This window comes from Brevundimonas sp. (assembly GCF_965279155.1).
Lineage (GTDB): Bacteria > Pseudomonadota > Alphaproteobacteria > Caulobacterales > Caulobacteraceae > Brevundimonas.
The window spans coordinates 2979592-2992278 of record NZ_OZ257138.1; the positions used below are offsets into that span (position 1 = coordinate 2979592).

Consider the following 12687-nt stretch of genomic DNA (forward strand, 5'->3'; position numbering starts at 1 on the left):
GGATCAGTCGGGCGCCAGCATATAGCCGACGCCGCGCACCGTCTGGAGATAGCGCGGGTTCTTGGGGTCGACCTCCAGCTTGCGGCGCAGGCGCGTGACCTGAACGTCCACGGCGCGGCCGGTGATGTCGGCGGTGTCGGGCGACAGGCTCATCCGTTCGACCGGAGCGTGGGCGTGCAGGGCCAGGGTCTTGAGCAGTTGCGCCTCGGCCTCGGTCAGGCGTTGAGGCGCGCCGTCACGGATCAGCTCCAGCCGTTCCATGTCGAAGACGGCGGTACCCAGCTTGATCTCCTTGGGACCGATCGGCTTGCCGCCGGTGCGGCGCAGGATGGCGTCGATGCGCAGCACCAGCTCGCGCGGTTCGAACGGCTTGGACATATAGTCGTCGGCGCCGCGCGACAGGCCCTCGATCCGGTCCTCGGGATCGCCGCGCGCCGTCAGCAGCAGCACCGGCGTCTTGGACAGTTCGGCCTTGCCGCGAACCCAGCTGGTCAGGTCCAGCCCGCTTTCGCCCGGCATCATGACGTCCAGCACGACCAGATCGAACTCGATCAGCTCCATCATCCGCTTGGCTGCGGCCGCGTGGGCGGCGCCGGTGACCCGGTAGCCTTCGCGCGCCAGGAATTCCTTCAACAGCTCGCGGATGCGATCGTCATCGTCGACGATCAGCAGATGGCGGCCCACGCCGGGGCCGGCAATGGGGCCCGAACGGCCGTTCGAGCGCGATTCCGTCATGCTCATGCGACGTTTCCCCCGCTGCGGGCGTTGACCTGAGCGATTCGTGAGGCTCTAACACCGTCAATTTCGCGGGAGACGTATTTCAATGGCCTTCGTTCCTTTCGACGATCGTGACGGCTGGATCTGGGTGAATGGCGATTTCGTCCCCTGGAGGGAAGCGAAAACGCACGTTCTGACCCATGCCCTGCACTATGGCTCGTCGGTCTTCGAGGGTGAGCGTATGTACGCCGGCGAAATCTTCAAGCTGACGCAGCATTCCGAGCGCCTGAAGCGGTCCGCCAACCTGCTCGACTTCGAGATACCCTACAGCGTCGCTGAAATCGACGCCTTCTGTAAGGAAACCTGCGCCAAGAACGGCCTGACGGACTGCTACGTGCGTCCCGTCGCCTACCTCGGCCCGGAACAGACCAGCGTTTCGGCGCTGAACAACAAGGTCCATCTGGCCATCGCCGTGTGGGACTGGCCCAGCTATTTCGACCCCGAGGTCAAGGCGCGCGGCCTGAGACTGGAATGGGCCAAGTGGCGTCGCCCCGATCCGGCGACGGCGCCGACGACGGCCAAGGCGGCGGGTCTCTACATGATCTGCACCATGTCCAAGAACACGGCCGAGCGTAACGGTTTCGCCGACGCCCTGATGCTGGATTGGCGCGGCTATGTCGCCGAGGCGACCGGCGCCAACGTCTTCTTCGTCAAGGACGGCGTCATCCACACGCCGAACGTCGAGCACATTCTGGACGGCATCACCCGTCAGACGGTGATCGAGATCGCCCGCGAAAAGGGCATCGAGGTCGTGGTGCGCGAGATCAAGCCGGAAGAACTGTCGGACTTCTCGGAGTGCTTCCTGACCGGCACGGCCGTAGAGGTGACCCCGGTCGCTGAGGTTGGCGAGTATCGCTTCACGCCGGGCGCCCTGTCGCTGGACCTGATGGACCACTACGGCAAGCTGGTGCGCGGCCAGCTCTGATCCGGTCGCGACGGCATGATGAGGGCGGTCCCCAGGGGCCGCCCTTTTTCGTTTCGCTTGCCAGCCGCGCTGCTTTGTCCTTGAAGCGAATGAAGACCGGCGGGCGCGCCGGATACGGGGATCGTCTTTCATGTTCAGTCTGCTGAACCTCCAGAGCCTGTTCGGCCTGGTCGTCATCGTCGCCATCTGCTGGGCGTTCTCCGAGAACCGCCGCGTCTTCCCGTGGAAGCTGGCGATCGGCGCCGTGCTGGTTCAGGCCGGTCTGGTCCTGGCCCTGTTCGCCATTCCGGGATCTCGCGCGGTCCTGACGGCCGTGACGGGCGCCATCGACGGACTGGCGGTCGCAACAGCGCAGGGGACGCGGTTCGTGTTCGGCTATCTGGGCGGGGGCGATCAGCCCTATGCGGTGCAGAACGAAGGCGCCCTGTTCACCTTCGCCTTCAACGTCCTGCCGCTGATCATGGTCATTTCGGCCCTGTCGGCGCTGCTGTGGCACTGGAAGATCCTGAAGTGGCTGATCCGCGGCTTTGGCCTGCTGTTCCAGCGCACCATGGGCCTGGGCGGCGCCTCGGCCCTGGCGGTGGCGGCCAACATCTTCTTGGGCACCATCGAAAGCCCGATCGTCATCAAGGCCTATCTGGACAAGCTGAGCCGGTCCGAAATCTTCCTGATGATGACCGTGGGCCTGGCGACGGTAGCCGGTTCGACCATGGTCGCCTACGCCAGCATCCTGTCGCAGACCCTGCCCAACGCCGCCGGCCACGTGCTGGTGGCCTCCATCGTCTCGGCCCCGGCCGGCGTGCTGCTGGCGCGGATCATGGTGCCGGAACCCAACAAGGAAGCCGCCCAGTCGATCAGCTACGACTCGGCCCTGAAATACGACAGCGCCATCGACGCCATTTCCAAGGGCACGTCGGACGGCCTGATGGTGGTGCTGAACATCTCGGCGGTGCTGATCGTCTTCGTGGCCCTGGTGGCCCTGGTCAACGTCATGCTGGGCGGCTTTATCGTCTTCGGCGAGCCGCTGACGGTCGAGCGTATCCTGGGTGTCCTGCTGACGCCGCTGGCCTGGCTGATCGGCGTCGATGCGCGCGAGGCAGGCACCGCTGGCTGGCTGCTGGGCGTCAAACTGGCCCTGACCGAGTTCGTGGCCTTCATCGACCTGGGCAAGATCCCCGCCGACGCCATGAGCGAGCGCACCCGGATGCTGATGACATACGCCCTGTGCGGTTTCGCCAACATCGGCTCGGTCGGCATCACCGTGACCGGCCTTTCGGTGCTGATGCCCGAACGGCGCGAAGAGGTGCTGGGCCTGATCTGGAAGGCCTTGTTTGCCGGCTTCATGGCCACGGCCATGAGCGCGGCCATCGTCGGGGTCATGCCGGCGGCCGTGTTCGGCTGATCGAACACGGCCGGGCGGCCTCAGGCCGTCCAGGTCTCGGCGAAGACGCGCTGGAAGTTGCCGCCCAGAATCTTGTCGATGCTCCGGGCGCGATAGCCTCGTTTGGCCAGGCCGTCGGCGATGACGGCGCATCGGTCGGGGCGGTTCAGTCCCGTCACAAACGGCGGCGGCCCTTCGCCCGGCGCGGCGACGCCTGAGGCCTTTCGCTGTTCCAGGCTCTGGTTCCACTGGGCCATGCTTTCAGGCGAGGTGTCGAACGGCCACAGCAGGGCGTCGCTGCCGATCCCGACATGGTCCTCGCCGCAGATTTCCAGGGCGTGGGTCAGGTGGGCGAAATAGACATCGAGCGAGGGCTGGGCCGGTGCGGTCGTCAGATAGCTGAGTTCGTAGATGCCCATGACGCCGCCGCCCAGGGCCAGGGCGCGCATCAGCCGGTCGGACTTGTTGCGCGGATGAGCGTGGACGATGCTGGCGCCGGCATGGGTGATGAGGACGGGTTTGGTCGAGGCTGAAATGGCGCCGAGGCTGGACAGTTCGTCGCTGTGGCTGACGTCGATGGCTACGCCACGGGCGTTCATGCGAGCCACCGCCTCGTGGCCCAGATCCGTGAGGCCTGTGGAGGTCGGCGACATCGTGCCCGAGGCGAAGGGGGTGGTCAGGTTGTAACTCAGGCCCATCACCAGAACGCCGGCGGCGCTGAACTGGTCGATGGCGTCGATGTCGCCCTCCAGCATTTCGGCCGCTTCGAACGAATAGATGATGCCCAGCTTGCCGGCCGCCTTGGCGCGCGCGAAGTCCGCCGTCGAGGTGATCTTCATGTAGATGTCGGGGTTCAGCGCCACGGTCTTGTCGATGACGGCGATGGAGGCTGCGGTTTCGGCCCGTGTCTCGCCGCCGGATCCGCCGATGGTCAATTTAGCCGCTGTCAGGCCCGACGCCTTGATGATGTCGCGCGTCTCCTGGTCCAGAGGCGTGTCGGGATCGATCGGCAGAACCAGGTTGCCGTTGATCACGATGGCGTCGCGATAGACGCGCGCGGCGTCCACGGTCGAGGGGCGGGGCAGGCCCGCACAGGCCGTGACGGACGAGGCGGCGGCTGCGCCTAACAGGAGGCGACGCGTAATGATCATGGCTGCAGGCTCCGCCTTGGATGAATGTATGTAGGGGCCTACCTATTCGTCTTCGGGCGCTTTCGGGTCCAGTGAAATTTTGGACAGGATCCGGTCGAACATGGATCGGCGGTCCAGGGCGTCGTCCAGACGGTCGAGCAGATCCACCAGATCGCCCGCTTCGGCGTTCAACTCCACCGCCGCGTCGCTGAAGGCTTTCCACAAAGGCGTCAGTTCGGCCGCCAAGGCCTTACCGGCAGTCGTCAGACGCAACAGGCGTCGGCGGCCGTCCTCGGGGGCGGCCGCGGACTCGACCAGGCCGCGTTTCTCCATCGAGCGACTGGCCTCGCTGACCGAGGCGTGGGTGATGCGCAGGATGGCGGCGATCTCGCCCACCCCCATGGGCCGGTCGTGTTCGACCAACTGGCGCAGGATGCCGTACCAGCGCTGCTCAAACTCTATGCCCTGGGCCGCATAGACCCGCGTGCCGTCCCGATCGATGCGTTCGGACGCCCGGCGCAGGCGTGCGCCGAGGGCTGCACCGCCGAAACTGCGGCTGTAGTCGGTCACCGTGGCGTGAACTTGCGGATGACGCCGGAGAAGGTCATCAGCAGGCGGTCGCCGGTGTTGATCTGGCCGCGCACGAAGATAAGGCTTTTGCCCGCCTTGGTGACCTGGCCCGTCGCTTCGATCAGTTCGCCGACATAGCCGCCGTCGATGAAGGTCGAATCCAGCTGGACCGTGACGCCCGAGGCGCCCTCCATCTCCTGATAGGCGATCTGGAACATGGCGATGTCGGCGAAGGTCATCAGACAGCCGCCGTGCATCCGGCCGCCCGCGTTCATGTGCTTCTGCTCGGCGCGGAAGGCGCAGCGCATGTGTCCGTCGGGGTCGGGCCGCCCGTAGAAGGGGCCGACGACGGTGTCGAAGGTGTCGTGCAGATCGTAGGTCTGCCAGCCGGCGAACTCGCCCTCGGTGATGGTGATTTTCTTGGGCATGCAGACTTGGCCTTACTTATGGGCGTGCGTTGCAGCATATAGGCGCAATGAGCGATCCGATCGAAACCGCAATCCTGAACAAAATCGCCGCGCTTGAGCCCGGCAAGAGCATTGAGCCCGCCGAAGTGGCCAAAGAGCTACAGCCGGAGCAATGGCAGCGCATGCTGCCCAAGGTCCGCGCCATCGCGCTGAGCCTGATGCGCCAGGGCAAGCTGACCATCACCAAGAAGGGCAAGCCGGTCGATCCAGACCACGTCCGCGGCGTAACGCGTCTGCGTCAGGCGACCGAGGAAGAGACGGCCCAGGCTCTGAGCCGCCGTCCGCCCGCAGCCAAAGACGACATCGAGGATTAAGCGCTCCGCTCATCCCCGCGAAAGCGGGGACCCAGTCCTTTCGTGAGGCAAGGCGTTTGGGATCGATATCGCTGAAAATCGGCGAAAGGGGAGCGCCCAAAGATCTGGGTCCCCGCTTTCGCGGGGATGAGCGGATCGGGGGAAATCTCGAAGAGGTCCTGAGCGACATCCGCGCCTGTCGCGCTTGTGCGGGCGTGTTGCCGCACACGCCGCGTCCGGTGGTGCGGGTGTTTCCCGAGACGCGGCTGCTGATCTGCGGCCAGGCGCCGGGGCGGCGGGTGCACGAAAGCGGCCTGCCGTTCACCGATCCATCGGGGGACCGGCTGCGCGACTGGATGGGCGTGGACTACGACACCTTCTACGCCGAACGTCGCATCGGCGTGGCGGCACAGGCCTTCTGCTATCCGGGGACGGCGCCTAAGGGTGGGGACTATCCGCCGCCGACGCGGTGTGCGGACCTGTGGCGACCGCAGTTGCTGGAGGCCCTGCCGCAGATGGAGCTGACATTGCTTGTCGGCGGTTATGCCCAGGCCTGGGCGCTGGGCGATCGGGTCAAGCGAAACATGACCGAGACGGTGCAGGCGTGGCGGGAGTATGCGCCCGACTTGGTGGTGCTTCCGCATCCGTCCTGGCGCAATACGGCCTGGCTGAGGAAGAACCCGTGGTTCGAGGCCGAGGTGGTTCCTTATCTGCGGGAACGGGTGCGTTCTATCCTGAGTTCTGCGACCGCTCGTCCTCGCGAAGGCGGGGACCAAGTTCTTTCATGAGGCGATGCGTGGGGCCGATGGTTTTGCATTTCTCCAAGTTGATCCCGCTGGCGGCTGTGCTCGCCCTGTCCGCCTGCGCCACGCCCTATATTCAGCCGCCTTTGACGCCGCCGCCAGGGTTTGCGGGCGCTCATGTCGAGGATCGCGCCTTGGTCATGTCGGACGGGGCGCGACTGCCCTATCTGCGCTGGGGGCCGACGGATCGCACGCCCTGGGCGGTGATCGTGGCGCTGCACGGCATGAACGACCACGACGCCAGCTTCCGTCTGGCCGGCCCATGGTGGGCCGAGCAGGGGATCGAGACCTGGTCATACGACCAGCGCGGGTTCGGCGCATCGCCGGGGCGGGGCGAGTGGGCCGGCGAACAGAGAATGACCGACGACCTTCGCGAGATCACGGCCATGGCCCGCGCCCGCTATCCCAACGCCGTCATCGCGGTGGTGGGCGAGAGCATGGGCGGGTCGGTGACGGCGGCGGCCTTTGGTTCTGACAATCCGCCCGATGCGGATCGGGTGGTGCTGCTGGCGCCCGGCGTCTGGGGCTGGTCCACGCAAGGGCCGCTGAACAGCGCGGCGCTGAATATCGCCGCTCGCGCCCTGGGCGACGTGGCGCTGGAGCCGCCCGAGTTCATCACGCGCGATATTCACGCCTCGTCCAATACGCTGGAGCTGATCCGCAACGGGCGCGACCCGATGAGCATTCTCGCGACCCGGTTCGACACCGTCTATGGGCTGGTCGATCTGATGGAGACCTCGTCGCGCAGCCTGGGCCGCATCCGGGGCGACGCCATCCTGATGTACGGCGCCCACGACGAGGTGGTGAAGAGGGGGCCGATGCGGTTGGCCTTGCGACGGGCCGAGGCTGAAGGCGGCACGTTGCGCACGGCCTGGTATCCGAATGGCTGGCATCTGCTGAACCGCGATCTGGACGCCGAGATCGTCTATCGCGACGTGGTGTCGTGGCTGAAGGACCCAAAGGCGGCCCTGCCGTCAGGCGCGCCGGCGGTGCTGCCGCAGTTGGAAACCCGATCTTCGGCGCGCCCGTAAACGTCTCTTAACGCGACGTTTACCATCAAGGCGGCATTTTCTGCCTAGCGGGGCGTTTGTGTCTCCCGCGTGTATGGGGCGGGGACGCGTGGGCGGCTTCACAGCGGCGTTGCAGAAGTTCGGGATCGGCCGTCTGGCCGCAGTCCTCGGCGTCGCCGCGGGCGTGGCCGCCGTGCTGGTCGCCGTCATGCTGCGCATGGGCCAGGCGCCCGACGCGCTGCTCTATTCCAACCTCGATCTGCGCGAAGCCAGCGAGATCACCACCGCCCTGGATCAGGCCGGCATCAAATATACGTCCAAGGGCGACGGCTCGACCGTCATGGTCAACCGCGACGACGTGGGCACGGCGCGGATGCTGGTGGCCGAGAAGGGCCTCGTGACCTCGGGGTCGGTCGGCTATGAGCTGTTCGACAATCAGTCCGTCCTGGGCCAGACCGAGTTCCAGCAGCAGTTGAACGAGCAGCGTGCGCTGCAGGGCGAACTGTCGCGCACCATCATGTCGATGCGGGGCATCACCGCCGCCCGCGTCCACATCACCATGCCGCGCCGCGAGATGTTCACCTCCGCCGCAGGCGATCCGACCGCCGCCGTTCTGGTGGGGCTGGGCGGGCGCGACCTGAGCGCCGATCAGGTGCGGGCCATCCGCAACCTGGTGGCCTCGTCGGTGCCGAACCTGAAACCGGACCGTGTCACCGTGGCGGACCAGAACAACCGCACCCTGGCCGCAGGCAGCGACGACGGCACATTCTCGTCTGCCTCCGCCGCCGAGGCCAAGGGCAATACCGAAAGCCAGCTGCAAGCGCGCATCAAGGACATCGTCGAAGGCGTCGTGGGCATCGGCTCGGCTCGGGTTCAGGTGACGGCCGACATCGATCAGAGCCGCGCCACCACCCAGGAAGAGAAGTTCGATCCCGATGGCCAGGTGGTCCGTTCGACCACCACCAACGGCTCGCAATCCGCTGACAATACCGCCCAGCCCGACGGCGGCGTCACCGCGACGAACAACATCCCCGGCGGCGCGGCGCCCGGCGCCACGCCCGCCGGTTCGACCAACTCGGAAAACGCCGAGACCACCAACTACGAAATCTCCAAGACCACCACGACCACGACCAAGGAGCCGGGCGAGGTCAAGAAGCTGGCCGTCGCCGTCGCCGTGGACGGCAAATGGACGCCCGCGGCCGATGGCAAGGGCGAACCGACCTATGCGCCGCGCACGGCCGAGGAGATCGCCCAGATCAAGTCGCTGGTCGCCGCCGCCGCCGGCATCGACGAGACGCGCGGCGACAAGATCGAGGTCATCAACGTCCGCTTCAACCACGACACCGGCATCGCCGGCGGTCTGGAAGGCAAGTCGTCAATGCTGGACTTCTCCAAGAACGACATCATGCGCTTCATCGAGCTGGGCATACTGACGGTCGTCGCCCTGCTGCTGATCTTCTTCGTGCTGCGTCCGCTGCTGAAGACGGCCTCGGGCGGGACGAACCTGCCGGCCGTCATCGGCGCCAACGGCATGCCGGTGACGACGGTGGCGACAACGGTGATCGGCGCCGACGGACAGCCGCAACTGGTTCAGCTGCCTGCCCCGTCCGAAATGGATCACAAGATCGACATCGCCCGCATCGAGGGTCAGGTGAAGGCGTCCTCGGTCAAGAAGGTCGCCGACTTCGTCCAGGCCCATCCCGATGACGCCGCCGGCATCCTGCGCACCTGGGTGGCCGAAGGCTGATGGCGAAGCTGGTCAACAAGAAGGCTGCGATCGACGACCCCAACAAGCTGACGGGGCCGGAGAAGGCCGCCGTCATCCTGCTGGCGCTTGGCGAAGAGCACACCGCCCTGTGGGAGCGTCTGGACGACGACGAGGTCAAGGAGATCTCGCAGGCCATGGCGACGCTGGGCAATGTCAGCGCCGAGGCCGTCGAGGCCCTTATGATCGAGTTCGTCTCGGGTCTGTCGGGCTCCGGCTCGGTCATGGGCAGCTATGAACAGACCCAGAAGCTGCTGGCCGCCTTCCTGCCCAAGGATCGCGTCGACGGCTTAATGGAGGAGATCCGGGGTCCGGCCGGTCGCACCATGTGGGACAAGCTGGGCAATGTGAACGAGGCCGTCCTCGCCAACTATCTGAAGAACGAATACCCCCAGACGGTCGCCGTCATCCTGTCCAAGGTGCGCTCGGATCACGCCGCCCGCGTGCTGACCAGCCTGCCCGAGGACTTCGCTCTGGAATGTGTGCAGCGGATGCTGCGCATGGAACCGGTGCAGCGCGAGATCCTGGACAAGATCGAGGCGACGCTGCGCACCGAATTCATGTCGAACCTGGCGCGCACGTCCAAGCGCGACAGCCACGAGATGATGGCCGACATCTTCAACAGCTTCGACCGCCAGACCGAGGCCCGTTTCATCGGCGCACTGGAAGAGCGCAATCGCGAGTCGGCCGAGCGCATCCGCGCCCTGATGTTCGTGTTCGAGGATCTGTCCAAGCTGGATCCCGGCGGCGTCCAGACCCTGCTGCGCGGCGTGGACAAGGATTCGCTGGGCCTGGCGCTGAAGGGCGCCTCGGAGGGGCTGCGCGAGATGTTCTTCTCCAACATGTCCGAACGCGCCTCCAAGATTATGCGCGAAGACATGGAGTCGATGGGCCCCGTGCGTCTGAAGGACGTCGATGCGGCGCAGATGGCCATGGTTCAGGTCGCCAAGGACCTGGCCGCCAAGGGCGACATCATGCTGGCCGGCCAGGGCTCCGACGACGAGCTGATCTACTGACATGACCCATTCCCCCGAAATCCGTCACCTCTTCGCCTTCGACACCGAGTTCGACGCCGACGGCACGGTCGTGCGCCCCGGAGCCTGGACGCCGGCCAAACGCTCGTATCTGCCGGCCGAGGTCGATGCCCTGGTAGCGCAGGGACGGCTGGAAGCGCGCCAACAGGCGCTGGGCGAGATCGAAAACATCCGCGCCATGGCCCTGAGCAACATCGCCCAGTCGGTGGCCTCGGCCATGCCGACGCTGAAGGCCGTGGCCCAGGCGCACCGCGAACAGTCCGCCGACCTGGCCCTGGCCGCCGCCCGCGCCATCGGCGGCGCCGCGCTGGAGCGTTTTCCGCAGGCGCCGCTGAAGGCCGCGCTGGAGATGCTGGCGCAGGAGATCGACGCCTCGCCTCGCCTGGTGGTGCGGACCCCAGGCCTGGACGACGAGGCGCGCGCCCTGATCCAGCAGGCCTGCGCCGACAGCGGCTTCACCGGCGTGGTCGCCTTCCGTGACGAGCCGGGCATGGCGCAGACGGCCTTCCAGCTGGAATGGGCCGACGGTCGCGCCGACCATGATCCCAAAGGGTCCGCCGACCGCGTCGCCGAGGCGTTGACGGCCGCCCTGGCGGCCGAGGCCGGACACGCTGAATCCCTTCCCGTCGACAGGAGCATGTTCTGATGGCATCCGACGACCTGGCGCTGGAGGAATTCTCCAGCCTTTCCGGCCCGCCGCCGATCGACGATCACGGCGACAAGACCGCCGCCGACCTGGCCACCGTCTTCGACGTGCCGGTCAATATCTCGGCCGTGCTGGGCAAGTCGCACATGTCGGTGGCCCAGCTGCTGAAGCTGAACAAGGGGTCGGTGCTGGAGCTGGACCGCAAGGTCGGCGAGGCGATCGACATCTTCGTCAACAACCGTCTGATCGCGCGCGGCGAGGTCGTCGTCGTCGACGACCGGCTGGGCGTGACCATGACGGAAATCATCAAGACCGAGGATTCGGGCGCCTGATCGGCGACCGATTTTAGAGATTAAGGGAGAAGAACGATGCGTCTTCTGGTGGTAGGCAGACTGAGCGGGCAGCTCGCTTCGGCGGTGAAGATGGCCATGGCGCACGGCGCCAAGGTCACTCACGTCGAGCGCGCCGATCAGGCGACCGAGCAACTGCGCCGGGGGCAGGGCGCGGACCTGCTGATGGTCGATTATCAACTGGACATCGCCGCCCTGATCGCCGCCAACGAGGCCGAGCGGATCACCATCCCGGTCGTGGCTTTCGGCATCGACGCCGATGCGCGTGAGGCCGCCGCCGCGATCAAGGCCGGCGCAAAGGAGTTCATCCCGCTTCCGCCGGACGCCGAACTGATCGCCGCCGTCCTGTCGGCCGTCGCCGATGACGAAAAGCCGATGATCTCGGCCGACCCGTCGATGAAGGCGGTGCTTCAACTGGCCGACCAGGTCGCACGCTCGGAAGCCTCGATCCTGATCACCGGCGAAAGCGGCGTCGGCAAGGAGGTGATGGCCCGGTATCTGCACGAGCATTCGCGTCGCGCCGAACGCCCCTTCATCAGCGTCAACTGCGCCGCCATTCCCGACAACCTGCTGGAATCCGAGCTGTTCGGGCACGAGAAGGGCGCCTTCACCGGCGCCGTCGCGCGCCGCATCGGCAAGTTCGAGGAGGCCGACGGCGGCACGCTGTTGTTGGACGAAATCTCGGAGATGGACGCCCGGCTTCAGGCCAAGCTGCTGCGCGCCATCCAGGAACGGGTCATCGACCGCGTCGGCGGCTCCAAGCCGGTCTCGGTCAACATCCGCATCATCGCCACCTCGAACCGCGATCTCGCCAAGGCCGTGGCGGAGGGCGTGTTCCGCGAGGACCTGCTGTATCGCCTGAACGTCGTGAACCTGCGTCTGCCGTCTTTGCGCGAGCGTCCGGGCGACATCGTCGTTCTGGCCGATCACTTCATCAAGAAATACGCCGCCGCCAACGGCGTGCCCGTTCGCCCGATCTCGGCCCAGGCGCGCCAGGCCATCGCCGCCCATCGCTGGCCCGGCAACGTTCGCGAGCTTGAGAACGCCATGCACCGCGCGGTGTTGCTGGCGGTCGGTCCCGAGATCGACGTGGACGCCATCCGCCTGCCGGACGGTCAGCCGCTGTCGGGTCAAGGCGCGGGCGCGATGACGGGCCATGCCTATGACGGCGGACAGGGGGGCATCGCCGCCCGCGCCGCACAGGCCGCCGACGCCGTGACCCGCAGCTTCGTGGGCCAGACCGTGGCGGCGATGGAAAAGACCCTGATCCTGGACACCCTGACCCACTGCCTGGGCAACCGCACCCATGCGGCCAATATCCTGGGTATCTCGATCCGCACCCTGCGCAACAAGCTGAACGAATATTCCGACGACGGCACGGCCATCCCCGCGCCCATGAGCGGCGTCTCGGCCTCGGGTTACGCGGCCTGACCGAATGCGTGTGTCCGTGGAGCGCAGACGTGTCCTGACGGGCCTTGGCGCCTTGGGCGTTATGGGGTGTTCTCCGCGAGCGGCCTTCCAACCTGCCGCGCCAGC

At 66.5% G+C, this 12687-nt stretch carries 14 protein-coding genes; 10 read left to right on the top strand and 4 right to left on the bottom strand.

Going from position 1 to position 12687, the window contains the following annotated elements:
- Positions 1 to 3: 3 nt before the first annotated feature.
- Complete coding sequence (locus ACQY72_RS14350) at positions 4 to 735, bottom strand: response regulator (RefSeq protein WP_428156718.1); 732 nt, start codon at positions 733 to 735, stop codon at positions 4 to 6.
- Between the two features lie 88 nt (positions 736 to 823).
- Here ACQY72_RS14350 and ACQY72_RS14355 point away from each other — a divergent pair, with 88 nt between their 5' ends.
- Positions 824 to 1702, top strand: coding sequence for a branched-chain amino acid aminotransferase (locus tag ACQY72_RS14355; protein ID WP_428154402.1), 879 nt, complete (start codon positions 824 to 826; stop codon positions 1700 to 1702).
- 130 nt (positions 1703 to 1832) lie between these two features.
- Positions 1833 to 3104 carry a NupC/NupG family nucleoside CNT transporter gene (locus ACQY72_RS14360; RefSeq protein WP_428154403.1) on the top strand — a complete coding sequence of 424 codons (1272 nt, stop codon included), beginning with the start codon at positions 1833 to 1835 and terminating at the stop codon, positions 3102 to 3104.
- A gap of 20 nt (positions 3105 to 3124) precedes the next feature.
- Here ACQY72_RS14360 and ACQY72_RS14365 read toward each other — a convergent pair whose 3' ends face one another.
- Genes ACQY72_RS14365 through ACQY72_RS14375 form a run of 3 tightly spaced genes read right to left on the bottom strand, consistent with a single transcriptional unit; the run spans position 3125 to position 5211 of the window.
- A complete protein-coding gene (locus ACQY72_RS14365; protein ID WP_428154404.1) occupies positions 3125 to 4234 on the bottom strand; it encodes a dipeptidase in 1110 nt (369 codons plus the stop codon).
- A 42-nt stretch (positions 4235 to 4276) separates the two neighbouring features.
- A complete protein-coding gene (locus ACQY72_RS14370; protein ID WP_428154405.1) occupies positions 4277 to 4783 on the bottom strand; it encodes a MarR family winged helix-turn-helix transcriptional regulator in 507 nt (168 codons plus the stop codon).
- Positions 4780 to 5211: a PaaI family thioesterase gene (locus ACQY72_RS14375; RefSeq protein WP_346493918.1), complete on the bottom strand. Its 432-nt coding sequence runs from the start codon at positions 5209 to 5211 to the stop codon at positions 4780 to 4782. Before ACQY72_RS14375 ends, ACQY72_RS14370 begins: the two co-directional genes overlap by 4 nt.
- Before the next feature lie 47 nt (positions 5212 to 5258).
- Here ACQY72_RS14375 and ACQY72_RS14380 point away from each other — a divergent pair, with 47 nt between their 5' ends.
- From ACQY72_RS14380 to ACQY72_RS14415, 8 genes are all read left to right on the top strand, one after another.
- Positions 5259 to 5564 (top strand): DUF3253 domain-containing protein, encoded by a 306-nt coding sequence (locus tag ACQY72_RS14380; RefSeq protein ID WP_428154406.1) that lies wholly within the window; start codon positions 5259 to 5261, stop codon positions 5562 to 5564.
- Positions 5565 to 5758: 194 nt separating this feature from the next.
- Positions 5759 to 6331, top strand: a complete 573-nt coding sequence (locus tag ACQY72_RS14385; protein WP_428154407.1) for a uracil-DNA glycosylase family protein — start codon at positions 5759 to 5761, stop codon at positions 6329 to 6331.
- 17 nt (positions 6332 to 6348) lie between these two features.
- Positions 6349 to 7377: an alpha/beta fold hydrolase gene (locus tag ACQY72_RS14390; RefSeq protein ID WP_428156719.1), complete on the top strand. Its 1029-nt coding sequence runs from the start codon at positions 6349 to 6351 to the stop codon at positions 7375 to 7377.
- Positions 7378 to 7465: 88 nt separating this feature from the next.
- Positions 7466 to 9103 (top strand): flagellar basal-body MS-ring/collar protein FliF, encoded by a 1638-nt coding sequence (fliF, locus tag ACQY72_RS14395; protein ID WP_428154408.1) that lies wholly within the window; start codon positions 7466 to 7468, stop codon positions 9101 to 9103.
- Entirely contained in the window at positions 9103 to 10137 is a 1035-nt protein-coding gene (gene fliG / locus ACQY72_RS14400; RefSeq protein ID WP_135195015.1) for a flagellar motor switch protein FliG, read from the top strand. Before fliF ends, fliG begins: the two co-directional genes overlap by 1 nt.
- Before the next feature lies 1 nt (position 10138).
- Positions 10139 to 10801, top strand: a complete 663-nt coding sequence (locus ACQY72_RS14405; protein ID WP_428154409.1) for a flagellar assembly protein FlbE — start codon at positions 10139 to 10141, stop codon at positions 10799 to 10801.
- The gene (gene fliN / locus ACQY72_RS14410; RefSeq protein WP_135195017.1) at positions 10801 to 11133 is read left to right on the top strand and encodes a flagellar motor switch protein FliN; all 333 of its coding nucleotides are present in this window, start codon (positions 10801 to 10803) and stop codon (positions 11131 to 11133) included. The genes ACQY72_RS14405 and fliN overlap by 1 nt, the downstream gene beginning before the upstream one ends.
- Before the next feature lie 36 nt (positions 11134 to 11169).
- Entirely contained in the window at positions 11170 to 12582 is a 1413-nt protein-coding gene (locus tag ACQY72_RS14415) for a sigma-54 interaction domain-containing protein (protein ID WP_428154410.1), read from the top strand.
- Positions 12583 to 12687 lie beyond the last annotated feature (105 nt).